The 18,328-nt window shown below is 73.6% G+C and carries 16 protein-coding genes, 3 tRNA genes and 1 pseudogene; 10 read left to right on the top strand and 10 right to left on the bottom strand.

The genetic code is table 11. The features are described from left to right. From IE321_RS36270 to IE321_RS36250, 5 genes and pseudogenes are all read left to right on the top strand, one after another. Nucleotides 1-283 (top strand): annotated as a pseudogene (locus IE321_RS36270) (DNA polymerase III subunit gamma and tau); the annotation flags it as partial. Between the two features lie 61 nt (nucleotides 284-344). Further along, entirely contained in the window at nucleotides 345-1,595 is a 1,251-nt protein-coding gene (gene purD / locus IE321_RS36265; protein WP_190226042.1) for a phosphoribosylamine--glycine ligase, read from the top strand. 250 nt (nucleotides 1,596-1,845) lie between these two features. Then, the gene (locus IE321_RS36260) at nucleotides 1,846-3,762 is read left to right on the top strand and encodes a M48 family metalloprotease (protein ID WP_226652055.1); all 1,917 of its coding nucleotides are present in this window, start codon (nucleotides 1,846-1,848) and stop codon (nucleotides 3,760-3,762) included. A 305-nt stretch (nucleotides 3,763-4,067) separates the two neighbouring features. After that, nucleotides 4,068-5,528 carry a N,N-dimethylformamidase beta subunit family domain-containing protein gene (locus IE321_RS36255; RefSeq protein ID WP_043224773.1) on the top strand — a complete coding sequence of 487 codons (1,461 nt, stop codon included), beginning with the start codon at nucleotides 4,068-4,070 and terminating at the stop codon, nucleotides 5,526-5,528. An 84-nt stretch (nucleotides 5,529-5,612) separates the two neighbouring features. Beyond that, entirely contained in the window at nucleotides 5,613-6,521 is a 909-nt protein-coding gene (locus IE321_RS36250; protein ID WP_043224771.1) for a phosphoribosylaminoimidazolesuccinocarboxamide synthase, read from the top strand. Between the two features lie 103 nt (nucleotides 6,522-6,624). Here IE321_RS36250 and IE321_RS36245 read toward each other — a convergent pair. The 8 genes from IE321_RS36245 to IE321_RS36210 all read right to left on the bottom strand — a co-directional run bounded on the left by IE321_RS36245 (nucleotide 6,625) and on the right by IE321_RS36210 (nucleotide 11,230). Then, nucleotides 6,625-6,697, bottom strand: a tRNA-Gly gene (locus IE321_RS36245). Nucleotides 6,698-6,719: 22 nt separating this feature from the next. Further along, on the bottom strand, nucleotides 6,720-7,334 hold the full coding sequence (locus tag IE321_RS36240; protein WP_043224769.1) for a response regulator transcription factor: 615 nt from the start codon (nucleotides 7,332-7,334) through the stop codon (nucleotides 6,720-6,722). Then, entirely contained in the window at nucleotides 7,331-8,605 is a 1,275-nt protein-coding gene (locus IE321_RS36235) for a sensor histidine kinase (protein ID WP_190226041.1), read from the bottom strand. The genes IE321_RS36240 and IE321_RS36235 overlap by 4 nt, the downstream gene beginning before the upstream one ends. A 22-nt stretch (nucleotides 8,606-8,627) precedes the next feature. Next, complete coding sequence (locus IE321_RS36230; RefSeq protein WP_190226040.1) at nucleotides 8,628-9,440, bottom strand: ABC transporter permease; 813 nt, start codon at nucleotides 9,438-9,440, stop codon at nucleotides 8,628-8,630. Then, nucleotides 9,437-10,387 carry an ABC transporter ATP-binding protein gene (locus IE321_RS36225; protein ID WP_043224765.1) on the bottom strand — a complete coding sequence of 317 codons (951 nt, stop codon included), beginning with the start codon at nucleotides 10,385-10,387 and terminating at the stop codon, nucleotides 9,437-9,439. Before IE321_RS36225 ends, IE321_RS36230 begins: the two co-directional genes overlap by 4 nt. Nucleotides 10,388-10,527: 140 nt before the next feature. After that, nucleotides 10,528-10,600: transfer RNA gene (locus IE321_RS36220), tRNA-Gly, on the bottom strand. A gap of 81 nt (nucleotides 10,601-10,681) precedes the next feature. Continuing rightward, nucleotides 10,682-10,753, bottom strand: a tRNA-Gly gene (locus IE321_RS36215). Nucleotides 10,754-10,888: 135 nt separating this feature from the next. Further along, the gene (locus IE321_RS36210) at nucleotides 10,889-11,230 is read right to left on the bottom strand and encodes a histone-like nucleoid-structuring protein Lsr2 (protein WP_079022058.1); all 342 of its coding nucleotides are present in this window, start codon (nucleotides 11,228-11,230) and stop codon (nucleotides 10,889-10,891) included. Nucleotides 11,231-11,595: 365 nt separating this feature from the next. On the opposite strand from IE321_RS36210, the gene purS reads away from it, so the two are divergent. The 3 genes from purS to purL are packed head-to-tail and all read left to right on the top strand — an operon-like array spanning nucleotide 11,596 to nucleotide 14,767. Continuing rightward, the gene (purS, locus tag IE321_RS36205) at nucleotides 11,596-11,841 is read left to right on the top strand and encodes a phosphoribosylformylglycinamidine synthase subunit PurS (RefSeq protein ID WP_015035032.1); all 246 of its coding nucleotides are present in this window, start codon (nucleotides 11,596-11,598) and stop codon (nucleotides 11,839-11,841) included. Further along, nucleotides 11,838-12,518, top strand: coding sequence for a phosphoribosylformylglycinamidine synthase subunit PurQ (gene purQ, locus IE321_RS36200; RefSeq protein WP_043224763.1), 681 nt, complete (start codon nucleotides 11,838-11,840; stop codon nucleotides 12,516-12,518). The genes purS and purQ overlap by 4 nt, the downstream gene beginning before the upstream one ends. After that, on the top strand, nucleotides 12,518-14,767 hold the full coding sequence (gene purL / locus IE321_RS36195; RefSeq protein ID WP_043224761.1) for a phosphoribosylformylglycinamidine synthase subunit PurL: 2,250 nt from the start codon (nucleotides 12,518-12,520) through the stop codon (nucleotides 14,765-14,767). Before purQ ends, purL begins: the two co-directional genes overlap by 1 nt. A gap of 61 nt (nucleotides 14,768-14,828) precedes the next feature. On the opposite strand, the gene IE321_RS36190 is transcribed toward purL, so the two are convergent. Further along, on the bottom strand, nucleotides 14,829-15,230 hold the full coding sequence (locus IE321_RS36190) for a nuclear transport factor 2 family protein (RefSeq protein WP_190226039.1): 402 nt from the start codon (nucleotides 15,228-15,230) through the stop codon (nucleotides 14,829-14,831). 75 nt (nucleotides 15,231-15,305) lie between these two features. Between IE321_RS36190 and IE321_RS36185 the strand changes: the two genes are divergently transcribed. After that, complete coding sequence (locus IE321_RS36185) at nucleotides 15,306-16,094, top strand: maleylpyruvate isomerase family mycothiol-dependent enzyme (protein ID WP_190226038.1); 789 nt, start codon at nucleotides 15,306-15,308, stop codon at nucleotides 16,092-16,094. Nucleotides 16,095-16,133: 39 nt separating this feature from the next. After that, nucleotides 16,134-16,943 carry an META domain-containing protein gene (locus IE321_RS36180; protein WP_190226037.1) on the top strand — a complete coding sequence of 270 codons (810 nt, stop codon included), beginning with the start codon at nucleotides 16,134-16,136 and terminating at the stop codon, nucleotides 16,941-16,943. A gap of 25 nt (nucleotides 16,944-16,968) precedes the next feature. Here IE321_RS36180 and IE321_RS36175 read toward each other — a convergent pair. Continuing rightward, nucleotides 16,969-18,328: sulfatase family protein (locus IE321_RS36175; protein ID WP_190226036.1), on the bottom strand; the 1,360-nt coding region annotated here is incomplete at its 5' end.

Raw genomic sequence — 18,328 nt, 5'->3', positions numbered from 1 at the left:
CGGCGGGGGCGGCGTCCGGCCGCCCGCCCCGCCCGTCCAGGCCCCGGCGCCCGCCCCCATGCCGGCGCCCGCCCCCGCGCAGGCGCCGCCCGTCGCGCAGGCCGCGCCCGCTCCGGCGCCCGCCCCCGAGCAGCAGCGGCCTCCGCGGCCGCAGCCCGTGGCGCCCGAGGACGACGTGCCGGAGGAGGACGATCCGGACCTCGTGGAGTCGGCGCTCTCCGGGCACGAGCTGATCGTGCGCGAGCTCGGCGCCACCGTTGTGGAGGAATACACGAACGACTAGGGCCGTCTCGCTCGGTGGCCCGCACAAGGAGCTTCCCGGCCGGCGGGCTACCCTGGCTGGCGTGAAGGTCCTCGTCATCGGCGGCGGCGCCCGCGAACACGCCCTGTGCCGCTCTCTCTCCCTCGATCCCGACGTCACCGCTCTGCACTGCGCGCCCGGCAACGCCGGAATCGCCGAGGTCGCCGAGCTGCACCCGGTCGACCAGCTGGACGGCGGCGCGGTCGCCGCGCTCGCCACCGAGCTCGGCGCCGACCTGGTCGTCGTCGGCCCGGAGGCTCCGCTCGTCGCCGGTGTCGCCGACGCCGTCCGCGCCGTCGGCATCCCCGTCTTCGGCCCCTCCGGCGAGGCGGCGCTGCTGGAGGGCTCCAAGGCGTTCGCCAAGGACGTCATGGCCGGCGCCGGCGTGCCGACCGCCCGCAGCTACGTCTGCACCACCCCCGCCGAGATCGACGAGGCCCTCGACGCCTTCGGCGCGCCGTACGTGGTCAAGGACGACGGTCTCGCGGCCGGCAAGGGCGTCGTCGTGACCGGGGACGTCGAGGCGGCCCGGGCCCACGCCCTCGCCTGCGACCGCGTGGTCATCGAGGAGTACCTGGACGGTCCCGAGGTCTCCCTCTTCGCGATCTGCGACGGCACGACCGTCCTCCCGCTCCAGCCCGCGCAGGACTTCAAGCGCGCGCTCGACGGCGACGAGGGCCCCAACACCGGTGGCATGGGCGCCTACTCGCCGCTGCCGTGGGCCGACCCGAAGCTGGTCGACGAGGTCCTGGAGACCGTCCTCCAGCCGACCGTGGACGAGCTGCGCCGCCGCGGCACTCCCTTCTCCGGCCTCCTCTACGCCGGTCTCGCGCTCACCGGCCGCGGCGTGCGGGTCATCGAGTTCAACGCCCGCTTCGGCGACCCGGAGACGCAGGTCGTCCTCGCCCGCCTGAAGACCCCGCTGGCCGGCGTGCTGCTGCACTCCGCCAACGGCACCCTCGCCGACCAGGCCCCGCTGGCCTGGCGCGACGAGGCGGCCGTCACCGTGGTCGTCGCCTCCCACAACTACCCGGACACCCCGCGCACCGGCGACCCCATCGAGGGCCTCGCCGAGATCGCGGAGCAGGACGCGCCCCACGCGTACGTGCTCCACGCGGGGACCAAGCGGGACGGCGAAGCGATCGTCAGCGCGGGCGGGCGGGTCCTGTCCGTCACCGCCACCGGTTCGGACCTGGCCCAGGCCCGCGACCGCGCCTACGCGGCAGTCGGCCGCATCCGTCTTGACGGCTCCCAGCACCGTACGGACATCGCGCTCAAGGCCGCCGGGGCCTGACCCGGGACGGAGTACGGGCGCGGCCGCGCAGTCAAGCGCACCGCCGCGCCACCGGCGCCACCTTTACCCAAAGCCATTCGTTCGGGTGACGACTCGCCCATCTGGATGACTGCCGCCGCACCCCCAACTAGGGTGCGGCGCAGGCGTTCCGGCACTTGGCCCATCGGCATTGCGATGTCGGTGTCGGGTGCCACAGTGGGGGAGTGAGCAACACCACCACGGGTAGTCCCGTCGAGGACAGGCAGAGGGGGTGAGGTACGGCGTGTCCGGCAGCGGCTTCGGAAACGGCGGCAAAGACGGCGGCCTCGGCGACGAGTGGGGCGTGCGGGCCGCGCGCTCCCGCGCCCTGGCCGTCCTCCGTGTCCGCGGACGGGCGCTCGGCGCCGCCATCCTCCCCGCGGCCGTCGCCGTCGTGCTGTACGCGGGCGAGGTCACCGGCCACTTCACGGGGACGGGCTGGGCCACCGCCCGTGTGATCACCACGGTCCTCGCGGTCGTCGTCCTGCTCGCCGCCGCGGCCGTCGCCCTCGTCGTCGCCCGCGCCCGTCCGGCCGTGACGCCGACGGTGGAGCTCTCCGAGACCGCCGCCCCCGACCTCCACCGCCTGGTGCGGGACCTGGCCGACCGGCTCGACGTGCCCGCGCCCTCCGCGATAGCCCTGACCCCGGACTGCGACAGCTGGCTGGAGGACCGCTCCCACCGGGCGCACGGCCGGGCGGCCGTCCCCGCCGGTGCCGGACCCGTCCTCGTCATAGGCTCCCCCTTCCTCTGGTGGATGCGGGTCGGCGAGCTGCGGGCGGTCCTCGCCCCGGTCGTGGCCGGCACCGGCCCGGCCGCCGACCCCGACATAGCCGCCGCCCGCCGCTTCGTGCGCGGGCTCGACGCGGCCGTCGCCGTCCCGGACGAGCCCGGCCTCGACCCGCTGCGCCGGTTCGGCGCCCGGGGCGTCGGCCGGGTGGCCCGCCTGCTGCTGCGGGCCTGCGGCAACCACGCCGCCGAGATGGAGCGCGGGGTCGCCGCCGCCGGGTCCGAGCGCGCCCAGGCCGTGGACCAGGGGACCCGGATCGTCGCCCAGGAGCAGGTCGGCCTCGCCTACGCGGGCTGGGACCGGCTCCTCACCCGGGTCGCGCTGCCCGCCTGGCGGATGGGCCGCTGGCCGTCCCGGCTGGACGCGGGCGTCGTCTCCGCCCTCACCGAACTGTCCCGGCGCGACCGGCTCGCGGAGGGCTTCTCCTCCCGGCTCGGCGAGCGCCCGGCCTGCGACCTCCTGGAGGAGCCGGGAGCCGTGGACGAGGCCGCCTCGCTGCTCGCCGCCCGGCTCTTCCACGGCGGCCCCGCCGAGGCCGGCCCGGACTGGGCGCCGGTCGACTGGAGCCGCTACCCGGAGGAGGTCGTCGACCGGAAGTGGCGCGCCGACGCGGCCCGCCTCCACGACGTCCTCGACCGCCTGTCGACGGCCGCGGACCCGGAGGCCTCCGAGGCCCCGACCCTCACCCGCGTCCTCACCCACCTGACGGCCCCGCAGGACCGGCCGTCCACGCCCTCCGCGCCGACGGAGGACGACGACCTCCCCGTCATACCGCCCGGAGCGGAGGCCGCGGCCGAAGCCCGAGCCCAAGCCCATGCCCGACCGGAGCACCTGGCCGCGGAAGAAGAGGACAGGCACGAGACCGAGGGCAGGGACGAGCACGAGGCCGCGACCGACGCCGAACACGAGATCGACGCCGAGGACGAGGACGAGGACGACGTCCGCAACCCCGCCGCCGACGCCCTCGCCGCCGCCCTCAGCGCCCAGGTCGCGCGGGAGGACGCCGAGCGCGAGGCCCGGGCCGCGGCGGGCGCGACCGCCGGTGCCGCGTCCGGAGCCGCCGGGTTCACCGGCCCCGACGGCCCCTGGCCGCTCGCGCCGCTGCTGCCGCCCCGCACCGGCCGCGACCTGCTCGCCGACCACGTGACCGCGCTGGTCTGCTGCGCCGCCGTCGACACCACCGGCGCCGCACCCGGCCTGGACTGGCTCGACGGCCCCGCACTGCTCGTCGACGGCGAGCGCGCCGCCGACCTGGGACCGCGCGTGCTCGCCCTCGTCGAGGAGGGCGACCCGGCCCCGCTGCGGGCCTGGCTCAGCACCACCGGCGTGCGCCCCGAGAAGCCCGTCCGGCTGCTCTGAGACCGGGCGACGAGCCCGCCGGAGCCCAACGAGCCCCCCGGGGAGCACCGCCGGAGCCCCAACGAGCCCCCGGGGAGCACCGCCAGGGCCCGGACGAGCCCCCGGGGAGCACCGGCGGGGCCCGCCCAGCAGCCCCGCCGGACCCCCCGTACCGGAGGGTCGTGTTCCACCTTCGTCGATTCACGACGAACGGTGACGGGCCGCGTGCGTTATGTGATGTGCTGGAGACCGACACTGACAAGGGCACCACCCGCGGGCAGGAGCCGGCGGCACTGACCGGGGGAGTCGAAGGAGGGGGCGCGGCCATGGGGGCGGAGCAGATCAGGCGCTGGGAGTCGGGTGCGCTCGCGCACGCCGTCTCCGATCCCTTCGGTCAGGGCCCGCTGCCCTGGCTGCGCGGTTCGGAGAACTACTTCGACGACACGGGGCAGATGGTCCCCTGGTACGCGGACGAGACCCTGGCCGGCGGCGGCGCCGGCGGCCCCCGCACCGCCGACGACGTGCGCCGCCAGATCAAGGGCTTCGCCTCAGGCGGGGCCGTCGCGCCCGGCGAGTCGATCGACTTCCACGTCACCGTGGACCCGCCGCAGCAGTTCTCGGTCGACGTCTACCGGATCGGCCACTACGGCGGGGCCGGCGCCGCGAAGATCACCACCAGCCCGCGGCTCTCCGGGATCGTCCAGCCCGCCCCGCTCACCGCCGACCGCACGGTCTCCTGCCACCACTGGTGGCAGTCCTGGCGGCTCCAGGTCCCCAGCTACTGGTCGCTCGGCGCGTACGTCGCCGTCCTCACCACCGCCGACGGCTACCGCTCCCACATCCCCTTCACGGTCCGCGACTCCCACCCGGCGGACCTCCTGCTGGTCCTCCCGGACGTGACCTGGCAGGCGTACAACCTCTATCCGGAGGACGGCCACACCGGTGCCAGCCTCTACCACGCCTGGGACGAGGAGGGCCGGCTGCTCGGCGAGGAGGAGGCGGCGATCACCGTCTCCTTCGACCGGCCGTATGCGGGCGCGGGCCTGCCCCTGCACGTCGGCCACGCCTACGACTTCATCCGCTGGGCGGAGCGGTACGGCTACGACCTCGCCTACGCCGAGACCCGCGACCTGCACGCGGGCCGGGTCGACCCCACGCGCTACCGGGGCCTGGTCTTCCCCGGCCACGACGAGTACTGGTCGGCGCCGATGCGCAAGGCCGCCGAGCGCGCCCGCGACCAGGGCACCTCGCTGGTCTTCCTGTCCGCCAACACCATGTACTGGCAGGTGGAGTTGGGCCCCTCGCCGTCCGGGGTGCCGGACCGGCTGCTCACCTGCCGCAAGCGCCGCGGCCCCGGCCGCCCCGCCCTGTGGCGCGAGGTCGACCGCCCCGAGCAGCAGCTCCTCGGCATCCAGTACGCGGGCCGGGTGCCCGAACCGCACCCGCTCGTCGTGCGGAACGCCGGACACTGGCTGTGGGAGGCGACCGGCGCCGGCGACGGCGACGAGCTCCCCGGCCTCGTCGCCGGGGAGGCGGACCGTTACTTCCCGCGCACCCCGCTCCCCGACCACGACAGCCGCATCCTGCTCGCCCACTCGCCCTACCGGGACGGCGACGGAGCGCTCCGCCACCAGGAGACCAGCCTCTATCGGGCGCCCTCCGGGGCCTGGGTCTTCGCCGCCGGCACCTTCGCCTGGTCGCCGGCGCTGGACCGGCCGGGCCATGTGGACGCCCGCGTCCAGCGCGCCACCGCCAATCTCCTGGACCGCATCTGTAAGAGGGACTGACCGGGCGAGCCGCCCCGGTCGGCGGGCCCGGGCGCGCGTGCGAGAGAATCGGACCGTTCCTGGATCAACCTACGCGGAGGAACCGTGTCCGGATTCGTAGAAAAGCCCGAGCCCGTCGAGGTTCCGGGCCTGACCCACCTGCACACGGGCAAGGTGCGCGACCTGTACCGGAACGGGGCCGGCGAGCTCGTGATGGTGGCGAGCGACCGCATGTCCGCGTACGACTGGGTCCTGCCCACCGAGATCCCGGACAAGGGCCGCGTCCTCACCCAGCTCTCCCTGTGGTGGTTCGACCAGCTCTCCGACCTGGCCCCGCACCACGTCCTGTCCACCGACCTGCCGGAGGGCGCCCCCGCCGACTGGGCGGGCCGCACCCTGATCTGCAAGTCCCTGGACATGGTCCCGGTCGAGTGCGTCGCCCGCGGCTACCTCACCGGCTCCGGCCTGGTCGAGTACGACGAGTCCCGCACGGTCTGCGGCCTCGCGCTCCCCGAGGGCCTGACCGACGGCTCCGAGCTGCCCGCGCCGATCTTCACCCCGGCGACCAAGGCGGCCGTCGGCGACCACGACGAGAACGTCTCGTACGAGGAGGTCGCCCGCCAGGTCGGCTCCGAGACCGCCGCCCTGCTGCGCCAGACCACCCTCGCCGTCTACGGCCGGGCCCGGGACATCGCCCGCGAGCGGGGCATCATCCTCGCCGACACCAAGTTCGAGTTCGGCTTCGACGGCGGGAACCTGGTCCTCGCCGACGAGGTGCTGACCCCGGACTCCTCCCGCTTCTGGCCGGCCGACCAGTGGCAGCCGGGCCGCGCCCAGCCCTCGTACGACAAGCAGTTCGTGCGGGACTGGCTGACCTCCCCGGCCTCGGGCTGGGACCGCAAGAGCGAGCAGCCGCCGCCGGCCCTCCCGCAGGAGATCGTGGACGCCACCCGCGCCAAGTACCTGGAGGCGTACGAGCTGCTGACCGGCAAGCCCTGGTCCGACAGCTTCTGACGGAGCGGCCGTACGGGTCCCTTGCCGGGGCCCGTACGGCGCTTCCGCCCCGTGCGCGCGCATGACGAAGGCCCCGGTTCGATGAACCGGGGCCTTCACACTGAGCGGACGACGAGATTCGAACTCGCGACCCTCACCTTGGCAAGGTGATGCTCTACCAACTGAGCCACGTCCGCATGCGCCGTAGCGCGCTGCTAACTATACCCAACCTTTGGAGCGCGCGAGACGCACCGCCGCGTGACGGTTCTCCGCACCGACCTTCGCGGCGGCCGAGGAGAGGTAGTTGCGGACCGTGCCGGGGGAGAGCGCGGCCCGCCGGGCGATCTCCGCGACGGGGGCCCCGTCGGCGGCGAGTTCGAGCACCTCGGCCTCGCGGGCGGTCAGCGGAGAGTCCCCCGCGGCGATCGCATCGGCCGCCAACTCCGGGTCCACGTAACGGTTTCCGGCATGGACGGTACGGATCAGCTCGGCCAGCCGCTGGGCGCTGACGGTCTTCGGGGCGAAGCCCCGGACGCCCGCCGCGAGGGCCCGCTTGAGATGGCCGGGACGGCCGTGACTGGTCACGATCATCGTGCGGCAGTCCGGGAGTTCGTCCCGGATCGATGTGGCCACCGTCACACCGTCCGCCCCTGGCATCTGGAGGTCGAGGACGGCGACGTCGGGCCGGTGGGCGCGGGCCATGGCGAGCGCCTCGGGCCCGGTCGCGGCCTCCGCGACGACGATCAGGTCGTCCTCCAGGGCGAGCAGGGCGGCCAGCGCGCCCCGGATCAGGTGCTCGTCGTCGGCGAGCAGGACGCGGACGGGCTCGGTCACGCCACCGTCTCCTTCTTCTGCGGGGTGGGACGCGCGTTCTTCCGGGACGCGGGCAGCGGCACGCGGGCGATGACGCGGAAGGACTGCGGCTCCGCGGGCCCGGCCTCCAGGGTGCCGTCCACCGCGCCGAGCCGTTCGCGCAGCCCGGCGAGGCCGGAGCCGGTCCGGCCGGGGGCGGCGGCCCCGTCCGGTACCGCCGCGCCGTCGTTCTCCACGGTCAGCACGGCCTCCCCGGCCCCGGCGCGCAGGGTGATCGCGCAGTGCCGGGCGTCGCCGTGCCGCAGCACGTTGGTGGTGGTCTCGCGGACGACCCAGCCGAGCACGGACTGCACCCCGGCCGGCAGGTCGAGGGCGGGGGCGTCGACGGCGCAGCCGATGCCGGCGGCGTCGAGGACCCCGCGCGCGCCCTCCAGCTCGATCCGCAGGTCGGCCTCCCGGTAGCCGCGGACCACCTCCCGGACCTCCCGCTGGGACTCCTGGGCGATCCGCTGCACCTCGACCATCTGGTCCACGCTCTCCGCCCGGCCGCGCCGGGCGAGCTGGACGGCCAGCTCGCTCTTGAGCGCGATCACCGACAGGTTGCGGCCCATGACGTCGTGGAGGTCGCGGCCGAAGCGGAGCCGTTCCTCGGCGACGGCGAGCCGGGCCTTGAGGTCGCGGGAGCGCTCCAGCTCCTGGACGACGCCGAGCAGCCAGGAGGAGAAGCCGCAGGCGGCGGCGTAGGCGCCGCCACCGAGGAGGACGGCGGCCAGGGTGATCAGGCTCTCCGGGACGCCGTGGCCGAAGACGGCGACGGGCAGCGCGGCGGCGAGGGCGGTGCCGGCGACCGCGTACGCCATGTGCCGCACCCGGTCCAGGCAGAGGACGAGCGTGCCGGCGGTGAAGACCGAGGTGACGACGAGCAGGCTCGCCACGACCGAGTCGTCGGTCAGCGCCCCGCCCGCCCACAGTCCGGCGACGACGAGGTCGCCGAGGACGGTGGCGGCGGCGAGGACGACGGCGAGCCGGGCGGGGCGCGCCCGCCGGCCGGTGGTGTGGCCGAGGGCGCGGGAGGAGACCGTCCAGCAGAGCGCGGAGTGGGCCAGGACCCACAGGAGCAGGCCGATCGTCAGGCCGGTGCCGATCCCGCTCGACCGGCCGCCGGAGCTCAGCGGGAGGCCGCCGAGCGTGACCAGTTCGACCGGGGCCATGAGGTGGAAGGTCCAGCGGGTGTACAGCTCGACCTTCTCGGCGGCGCTGCGCCGCGTCCACCATCCCGTCATCGCGGTCATCCGTCCCGTCTCCCCCTCTGTCCTAGCGCCGGGGCTCCCAGCGGAACCAGCGGCGGACGGCCCACCCCGTCAGGACGCCCCAGGCCACTGTATTGAGCGCGGCGGTGAGCAGGCTGCCCGCGTGGGCGGTGCCGAGCCAGCCGGCCCGGACGAACTCCATGACGCCGCTGAGCGGGAGCAGCTGGGCGAGGTCGGCGGCGAGGCCCGGGAGGGCGTCGCGGGGGACGAAGAGGCCGGAGCCGAAGGAGGAGACGAGGAAGAGCGGCAGGGTGGTGAGGCCGGCGCTCTCGACGGTGCGGGTGATCGTGGTGGTGAGGGCGGCGAGCCCGGCGAGCAGCACGATCGCGCCGGCCAGGCCGAGGACGAGCAGGTCGGGGCGGGCGGGGGCGTCGGCGCCGAGGAGCGTGAAGCCCCCGACGGTGAGGATCGCGGCCTGGGCGAGGGCGATCGCGGTGGCGGGCAGCGCGGCGCCGGCCAGGATCTCGGTGTCGGTGGCCTCGCCGGTGCGCAGCCGCTTGAGGACCAGCCCCTCGCGGCGGGCGACCAGGCTGGAGGTCAGGCTCATGTAGACGACGAGCAGCAGGACCATGCCGGTGCCGCCGATGAGGGTGGCGGCGCCGAGGGAGATGCCGAGGGTGGCCTCGTCGACGCCCTTGAGGGAGGACCGCAGCAGGAAGATCATCAGCAGCGGCATGGCGGCCGCGATGAAGAGGTTGTTGCGGTTGCGGCCGAGGAGGGTGAGTTCGGCGCGGCCGAGGGCGGTGAGCCGGGTGAGGGTGGTGGAGGGGCGGCCGGTGGTGACGGCGGGCGCGAGCGGGGTCTGCGGCGTACTCATCGGGTCACGGTCTCCTTCGGGCCGGCCGGGGTGTCCTCCGTGCGGGAGGCGATGTCGAGGAAGGCCTCTTCGAGGGAGGCGGAGCGGGCGTCGAGCCCGTCGAGGCGGACGCCCTGCTCGCGGGCCCAGCCGAGGAGTTCGGTGAGGTCGTCCTGGAGGGCGTGGGTGCGGATCTCGATCCGGTCGCCGTCCTCGGCGGCCTTCAGCGCGAGCGGCAGCCGGGCGGCGGGCACCCCGGCGGGGAGCGCGAAGCGGATCCGGGCGGGCTGGGCGGCGGTGACCTCGGCGGGGGTGCCGGAGAGCACGATCCGGCCCTTGTGCATGATCGCGAGCCGGTCGGCGAGCGACTCGGCCTCCTCCAGGTAGTGCGTGGTGAGGAGGACGGTGGTGCCCTGGGCGCGCAGCGCGCGGACCAGCTCCCAGGTGTCGCGGCGGCCCTCGGCGTCGAGACCGGTGGTGGGCTCGTCGAGGAAGAGGACCTCGGGCCGGCCGAGCAGGGCGAGCGCGAGGTCGAGGCGGCGGCGTTCGCCGCCGGACAGCTGCTTGATCCGCACCTTCTCCCGGCCGGCCAGGCCGACCGCGCCGAGGGCCTCGCCGGCGGGCCGGGCGCCGCTGGTGCAGCCGGCCCACATGCGTACGGTCTCGGCGACGGTGAGGTCGGAGGGGAAGCCGCCCTCCTGGAGCATCACGCCGATGCGGGGGCGGACGGCCGAGCGCTCCCGGTACGGGTCGTGGCCGAGGACGCGGGCGGTGCCGCCGGTCGGGGCGGCGAGGCCCTCCAGGAGTTCGACGGTGGAGGTCTTGCCGGCGCCGTTGGTGCCGAGGAGGGCGAAGATCTCGCCCCGGGGAACGGAGAGGGAAATGCCGCGCACCGCCTCGAAGCCGCCGTCGTAGGTGCGGCTCAGGTCGGTCGCCTCGATGGCCGGTGTCAGGGCTTCTGCTGTCATGGCCCCAGCCTGCCGCCCGGAAAGAGGGGAGGGCAGTGCGTGCTGTCATGACCCGGACTGACAAATGTCATGCCGGCGGGGAGGGGACGTACGGGGGAACGACGAAGGCCCCGGTTCGATGAACCGGGGCCTTCTCCCTGAGCGGACGACGAGATTCGAACTCGCGACCCTCACCTTGGCAAGGTGATGCTCTACCAACTGAGCCACGTCCGCATTGCTCCCGACCGGCTTTCACCGGGCGGTGCGAGCACCACTCTACCTGATCCACCGGAGTGGTCGGTAACCGTGATGCAGAGCGGGTGACAGGGATCGCACACTGCGCCTTCCCCCTGGAAGGGGGATGTTCTACTACTGAACTACACCCGCACGCTGCTGGGGACTCGGCTTTTTCGGCCTCGCCCCTCGGCGTGTTCCAGACTCTAGCGGATCATGGGGGGTGGAATGCAAATCCGCTCCGCCCCGGTGTCGCGGAGGCCGGTGCCCCGGCCCTCGGCCGGGCCGTCAGCTCGCCTCGCGGAAGGCCTCGTAGACCCGCTTGGGGATGCGGCCCCGGGCCGGCACGTCCATCTTGTTGGACTGGGCCCAGGCGCGGACCGCCGCCGGGTCGGGGGCGAGGGCGGTGTGCTTGTACGCGGCGGTGGTTCCGGTCACACCGGCCGCCACCTTGCCGGTCTGCTTCCGCCCGGCCGCCAGGTAGGGCGCGAGGGCCTTGCGGAGTTTCTTTGCATTGGCAGCATTCAGGTCGATCTCGTACATCTTCCCGTCGAGACCGAACGCGACCGTTTCCGCCGCTTCTCCGCCGTCGATGTCGTCGGAGAGGGTGACCACCACTCGCTGCGCCACGGATATCGGTCCTTTCCTGTGGCCCGCCACCTGTCGGGGGCTGTGGGTACGCCTCTGACGTGCGGTGACACCAGGCCGCTGGCTGCCCAGGGACAATGCTGTTTTCCTCTGGATTCCTTTGTACAGCGATCGGTGTCGCATTGTGAAGCCCTGTCAATTGTCTCAGCGTGTCCCGGGCCAATGGGCGGCGCAATATTTCACTCGCATTTCATGTGCGGCGGGGTGTAGGGGGTTTGGGGCGGATCGTCGTCGGGGGCGCCTTCCGGCCTGGGCATTTGTAGGATCCTTCAGATCTCTACCCGCGTAGAATTTGGAGGCAGGTACGCTGAGGGAACCGCCCACGCAACACACCACCGGGAGTGCCAGTGGCACGCGTCGTAGTCGACGTCATGCTCAAGCCGGAGATCCTCGACCCGCAGGGACAGGCGGTGCAGCGTGCACTGCCCCGCCTCGGGTTCGCCGGAATCGCCGACGTCCGTCAGGGGAAGCGCTTCGAGCTGGAGGTGGAGGGACCGGTCGACGACGCCGCCCTCGCCCGCATCCATGAGATGGCCGAAACCTTCCTTGCCAACACCGTGATCGAAGACTTCGTCGTGAAGGTCGAGTCGTGACCGCTCGCATCGGCGTCGTCACCTTCCCCGGCACGCTCGACGACCAGGACGCGCTGCGCGCCGCCCGCCTCGCGGGCGCCGAGCCGGTCTCCCTGTGGCACCGCGACAAGGACCTCAAGCAGGTCGACGCCGTGGTCCTCGCCGGCGGCTTCTCCTACGGCGACTACCTGCGGGCCGGCGCCATCTCCCGCTTCTCGCCGGTGATGGAGACGATCATCGAGCAGGCGAAGGCCGGCATGCCGGTCCTCGGCATCTGCAACGGCTTCCAGATCCTCACCGAGGCCCACCTGCTGCCGGGCGCGATGCTCCGCAACAACCACCTCCACTTCATCTGCCGCGACCAGAAGCTGCGGGTGGAGAACGCGGAGACCGCCTGGACCTCGGACTACTCCGCGGGCCAGGAGATCGAGGTCCCGCTCAAGAACATGGACGGCCGGTACGTCGCCGACGAGCGCACGCTCGACGAGCTGGAGGCCGAGGGGCGGGTGGCCTTCCGCTACCTGGACGTGAACCCCAACGGCTCGCTCCGCGACATCGCGGGCATCACCAACGCCGCGGGCAACGTGGTCGGCCTCATGCCGCACCCCGAGCACGCCGTCGAACCGCTGATCGGCACCGGCAAGACGGACGGTCTCGGTTTCTTCACCTCGATCCTCAAGAAGCTGGTCAACGCCTGATGAGCCTCGACACCGTCAAGCACGCGAGCGAGACGCCGGACAGCGAGCAGCCCTGGAAGGAGCTCGGCCTCAAGGAGGACGAGTACGCGCGCATCCGCGAGATCCTCGGCCGCCGTCCCACCGGCGCCGAGCTCGCCATGTACTCGGTCATGTGGTCCGAGCACTGCTCCTACAAGAGCAGCAAGGTCCACCTGAAGCAGTTCGGCGAGAAGACCCCCGAGAACGACGCCATGCTCGTCGGCATCGGCGAGAACGCGGGCGTCGTCGACGTCGGCCAGGGGTACGCGGTCACCTTCAAGGTCGAGTCGCACAACCACCCCTCGTACATCGAGCCCTACCAGGGCGCGGCCACCGGCGTGGGCGGCATCGTCCGCGACATCCTCGCCATGGGCGCCCGCCCGGTCGCGGTCGTCGACCCGCTGCGCTTCGGCGCGGCCGACCACCCCGACACCAAGCGCGTGCTGCCCGGTGTCGTCGCCGGCATCGGCGGCTACGGCAACTGCCTGGGTCTGCCCAACATCGGCGGCGAGGTCGTCTTCGACTCCTGCTACCAGGGCAACCCGCTGGTCAACGCCGGCTGCATCGGCGTGATGAAGCACGAGGACATCCACCTCGCCAAGGCCTCCGGCCCCGGCAACAAGGTCATCCTCTACGGCGCCCGCACGGGCGGCGACGGCATCGGCGGCGTCTCGGTCCTCGCGTCCGAGACCTTCGACGACACCAAGCCCACCAAGCGCCCCGCGGTCCAGGTCGGCGACCCGTTCCAGGAGAAGCTCCTCATCGAGTGCACCCTGGAGATCTTCCAGGAGAAGCTCGTCGCGGGCATCCAGGACCTCGGCGGCGCCGGGCTCTCCTGCGCCACCTCCGAGCTGGCCTCCGCCGGCTCCGGCGGCATGCGGGTCGACCTGGAGAAGGTCCACCTGCGCGACGCCACGCTCTCTCCTGAGGAGATCCTCATGAGCGAGTCGCAGGAGCGCATGTGCGCGATCGTCGAGCCGCAGCACGTCGACCGCTTCCTGGAGATCTGCGAGAAGTGGGACGTCATCGCGGTCGTCATCGGTGAGGTCACCGAGGGCGAGCGGCTGGAGATCTTCTGGCACGGCGAGCAGATCGTCGACGTGCCGCCGCGCTCCGTCGCCCACGAGGGCCCGACCTACCACCGGCCGTTCGCCCGCCCGGAGTGGCAGGACGCGCTCCAGGCCGACGACGCCGGCAAGCTGCCCCGGCCGCAGGACGGCGCCGAGCTGAAGGACCAGGTCCTGAAGCTCGTCTCCTCCCCGAACCAGGCGTCGAAGTCCTGGATCACGGACCAGTACGACCGGTTCGTGCAGGGCAACACGGTCCTGGCGCAGCCCGAGGACGCGGGCATGGTCCGCATCGACGAGGAGACCAACCTCGGCGTGGCCATGGCGACCGACGGCAACGGCCGGTACGCCAAGCTCGACCCGTACACGGGCGCGCAGCTCGCGCTGGCGGAGGCGTACCGCAACGTCGCCGCCTCCGGCGCCAAGCCGCTGGCCATCTCGGACTGCCTGAACTTCGGCTCGCCCGAGGACCCGGCCGTCATGTGGCAGTTCGCCGAGGCCACCCGCGGCCTCGCGGACGGCTGCTTCCAGCTGGGCACCCCGGTCACCGGCGGCAACGTCTCGCTGTACAACCAGACCGGCGAGGTCGCCATCCACCCGACGCCCGTCGTGGCCGTCCTCGGTGTGATCGACGACGTCAACCGCCGCACCCCCATCGCCTTCGCGGAAGAGGGCCAGCTCCTCTACCTGCTGGGCGACACCAAGGAGGAGTTCGGCGGGTCGGCCTGGTCCGAGGTGATCCACCAGCACCTCGGCGGCATGCCGCCGGCCGTGGACCTCGACCGGGAGAAGCTGCTCGGCGAGATCCTGATCTCGGGCTCCCGCGACGGCATGATCGACGCGGCGCACGACCTGTCCGACGGCGGTCTCGTGCAGGCGGTCGTCGAGTCCTGCCTGCGCGGCGGGAACGGCGCGCGCCTGGTCGTCCCCGAGGGCCTGGACGCCTTCACGTTCCTCTTCTCGGAGTCGGCGGGCCGCGCGGTCGTCGCCGTTCCCCGCAGCGAGGAGCTCCGCTTCACCGACATGTGCGGCGCCCGCGGCCTGCCGGCGACCCGCATCGGCGTCGTCGACGGCGACGCGGTCGACGTCCAGGGCGAGTTCGCGCTCTCCCTCACGGAGCTGCGCGAGGCCCACGAGGCGACCATCCCGGGCCTGCTGGCCTGATCCCGGGTCCCGTACGGGAGAACCCCCGCTCCGCTCGGGCGGGGGTTTCCCGTGTCCGGCCCTAGTCCGAGCCCCAGAAGGCGTCGGACTCCTCGATGGACGCGACGCACTCGTCGATGTCGGTGATCTTGCCGCCGACCAGGGTGAAGAAGAGGCCGCCCTTCATCTCCAGGCCGCGGTCCAGGCCGTCGGCGTGCCAGGTGTGGTGGCTCATCGCGTGCCCGCGGCCGTCCACGTACACGTCGTGGAGCGTGATCTCGAAGGTGCCGTGGGTGAACTCCATGAGCTGCCCGTAGTGGCGCAGGATGTTGTCCGTGCCCTTGAAGTGCCCGGACATCCGGCTCCGGCCGGGCGAGTGGTGGGTGCAGTCCGAGGTCATCAGCGAGCGCAACGTCTCCATGTCCCCGTCGGAGAACGCCTGGTAGCCCCTGCGGACCACGGCGCTGTCAGGGTGTTCGGCCATGACGGTCCGACCCCTCTCGTACGGATAGGTGTGCGGGAAGCCCTCCCCCTCCAGTCTCCGACTACCCTCGCCCCCATGCCACCGGCCAAGAAGCGCACCCGCAGCTACGATCCCGCCAAGACCCGGGCCGCCGTGTCCGCCCAGTTCGGGCACGTACGGGACGCGGTGCTCGCGCTCCCGCCGGAGGCGCTCGACGCGACGACCCGGCTGGGGGACTGGACCGTACGGGACCTGGCCGGGCACGTGACCATGGCGCTCGGGGCGGTGGTCCGGGGGCTCGAAGGACCCGAGCCGGCCGTGCGCGAACTCGCCCTGCTCGACTGGCCGTCCGCCACCGCGACCGGCGCCGGACGGATCGACGAGGACGTCCGGGCCCTCGACACCGCCGACCTGCCCGGGCTGTACGCGCGGACGGCGGAGCGGTTCGCGGAGCTGGTCGCCGGCGCGGACGGGGAGCGGCTCGTGCCGACCCGGTTCGGGGCCATGACCCTCGCCGACTTCCTCGTCACCCGGACCGTCGAGCTGGTCGTCCACACCGACGACCTCGCCGCCGCGACCGGCACCGACGTCCCCTACGACCGGCAGGCGCTCGCCGCCTGCTCCCGGCTGCTCGCCGACGCCCTCGCGGCGCGGGCCCCCGGCGGCGCGGTGGAGGTCAGGATCCCGCCGTACGCGGTGGTGCAGTGCGTGGCGGGCCCCCGGCACACCCGCGGCACCCCGCCGAACGTCGTCGAGACGGACCCGCTCACCTGGATCCGCCTGGCCACCGGGCGCGCCGCCTGGGCGGCCGAGCTGGACGCGGCCCGGATCGCCGCCAGCGGCGAACGGGCGGACCTGGCGGGTCTGCTCCCCCTGATGGGCTGAGGCCGGGAACCCGGCGGGGCCGCGCCGCGTCCCACCGGCATGCCGAAGCCGCGCAGCACCCTCGCCGCCGCCGTCCTGCTCGCCCTGCTCACCGCCTGTGGCCAGGGGGCGGGCGGCGGCGGGGCCGCCGGAGACCCCGACCTCCCCCTCACCGGCACGCACTGGACGGTGGCCGCGGTCACCGTGGACGGCAGCCGCTCGCCGGCCCCCGACGGCGCGGCCGTCGCGTTCGCCGAGAACGGGCGCGCCCAGGGCAGTACCGGCTGCAACCACTTCGGCGCGGGCGTGACGGTGGCCGGTGCCACCGTCACCGTCTCCCCGGCCGAGGTGACCGAGATGGGCTGTCCCGACGAGCGGCAGCGGTTCGAGACCGCCTTCCTCGCCGCCTTCACCGGCCCCCTCGACGGCACCCTGGCGGACGGGGCGCTCACCCTCGCCTCCGCGGACGGCACGAAGAAGGTGGAGCTGACGGCCGAACCGTCCGTGCCGCTGCGCGGCACCGCGTGGAAGGTCGACGGCCTGGTCTCCGGCGACACCGCCGCCTCCCTCCCGGAAGGCGGCGGGGAGAAGGCCCGTTTCGTCATCGGCGAGGACGGCCGGATCACCGGCAACCTCGGCTGCAACGGTTTCTCGGCGACCGCGAAGCTCGACGAGAAGGCCCGGACCCTCACCGTCGAGGGCCCGGCGGCCACCACCCGCATGATGTGCACCGGGCCCCAGATGGCCCTGGAGACGAAGCTCTACGAGCTCCTCGACGGCCCCCTCTCCTACCGGCTCGACCACCGGACCCTCACCCTCACCGACGGCTCCGGCGAGGGCCTGACGGCGGTGGCCGGCGCGGCGCGGTAGCGCGGCGGCCCGGTGCCGGCGCGGCTCAGTAGCGCAGCAGCCCCGCGTCGACCCGCTCCCAGGCGGCCCGCAGCTCGGCCAGCCGCGCCTGCTCGAAGGGGGCCCGGTCGGCCTGCTCGCGGGCGTCCTCGGAGAGGTGGAAGAGCTGGTCGCGGCCGCTCTTGCCGCGGTAGTACTTCCAGTCGCCGCGGCGCAGCGCCCGCTCGCCCCGGACCCGCCAGAAGAGGTCCCGCTCGGGCACGTCCTCGCCGCGCAGCAGGTGGCCGGCGAGGCTGGTGCCGTCGAGGGGGTACGCGGGGTGGGGGCGGGCCCCGGCGAGTTCGAGGAGGGTGGCCGTCCAGTCGGGCGTGTACACGGGCAGGTCGCTGACCTGGCCGCCGTCGATCCGGGCGGGCCAGCGCAGGACCGAGGGGACGCGGATGCCGCCCTCCTGGAGGGAGCCCTTGTTGCCGGCGAGGGGCCAGTTGTAGGAGAAGCGCTCGCCGCCGTTGTCGCTGGCGAAGAAGACGAGGGTGTCCTGCTCCTGGCCGGAGCGCTTCAGCGCCTTGAGGACCTGCCCGACGGAGCGGTCGAGGTCCTCGACCATCTCCTTGTACTTCTCGATCGAGCCGCCGTCCTGGTGCCAGAGGGCCGAGCGGTCGCCGGCCTTGACGCGGCGGACGATCTCGGCGCTCGCCTCCTCGTCGCCGTCGGCGATCCACGGCCAGTGCGGGGTGGTGAAGTTGAGGTTGAGCAGCCACGGCTTCTCGTGGTCGCGGCTCACGTACTCGCTCGCCCGCTCGGTGAGGATCCGCGTGTAGTAGCGGAGGTCCTTGTACTCGGCGTCGCCCTCGTAGAGGTCGTACTCGCCGCCGAGACCGAGCTTGGAGTAGTACTCCAGGGCGCCGCCGAAGTTGCCGAAGAACTCGTCCCAGCCGGACTTGGTGGGGGAGTGGTCGGGGAGGTAGCCGCAGTGCCACTTGCCGATGAGGGCGGTGGCGTAGCCGGAGTCGCGGAGCAGCGAGGCGAGCGTGGGGTGGGTGGGCTCCAGGCCGACGGACCTGTCGGCGATCGGCTCGGCGAGGCCGCCCTTGGTGCGGCCCGGGTAGCGCCCGGTGTAGAGGCTGAAGCGGGTGGGGGAGCAGGTCGCGGAGCCGGAGTAGGCGTCGGTGAAACGGACGCCGTCGCGGGCGAGCCGGTCGAGGTGCGGGGTGCGGATGTGCGGGGAGCCGTACGAGGAGAGGTCGGCCCAGCCCAGGTCGTCGCCCAGGATGAAGAGGATGTTCGGCCGCCGGGAGTGGCGGCGCGGGCGCGCGGCGCGGAAGGGGCGCTCCGCGGGCCCGGCGGTGGGGGCGGCGGCCGGGGCGGGCGCCGCGGGGGCGGGGGCGGCCGCGCCGAGGGCGGCC

The sequence above is a fragment of the Streptomyces hydrogenans genome (assembly GCF_014656075.1).
GTDB lineage: Bacteria > Actinomycetota > Actinomycetes > Streptomycetales > Streptomycetaceae > Streptomyces > Streptomyces hydrogenans.
Note: the sequence above shows the minus strand (reverse complement) of the source record. Positions and strands in the feature narration are given on the sequence as shown.

What these genes read in the sequence shown, in the direction of transcription:
- IE321_RS36255 (WP_043224773.1), top strand. Translation starts at nt 4,068, where the DNA reads ATGGGGGCGGAGCAGATCAGGCGCTGGGAGTCGGGTGCGCTCGCGCAC.
- IE321_RS36235 (WP_190226041.1), bottom strand. Translation starts at nt 8,605, where the DNA reads ATGACCGCGATGACGGGATGGTGGACGCGGCGCAGCGCCGCCGAGAAG.
- IE321_RS36230 (WP_190226040.1), bottom strand. Translation starts at nt 9,440, where the DNA reads ATGAGTACGCCGCAGACCCCGCTCGCGCCCGCCGTCACCACCGGCCGC.
- IE321_RS36225 (WP_043224765.1), bottom strand. Translation starts at nt 10,387, where the DNA reads ATGACAGCAGAAGCCCTGACACCGGCCATCGAGGCGACCGACCTGAGC.
- purL (WP_043224761.1), top strand. Translation starts at nt 12,518, where the DNA reads ATGAGCCTCGACACCGTCAAGCACGCGAGCGAGACGCCGGACAGCGAG.
- IE321_RS36190 (WP_190226039.1), bottom strand. Translation starts at nt 15,230, where the DNA reads ATGGCCGAACACCCTGACAGCGCCGTGGTCCGCAGGGGCTACCAGGCG.
- IE321_RS36185 (WP_190226038.1), top strand. Translation starts at nt 15,306, where the DNA reads ATGCCACCGGCCAAGAAGCGCACCCGCAGCTACGATCCCGCCAAGACC.
- IE321_RS36180 (WP_190226037.1), top strand. Translation starts at nt 16,134, where the DNA reads ATGCCGAAGCCGCGCAGCACCCTCGCCGCCGCCGTCCTGCTCGCCCTG.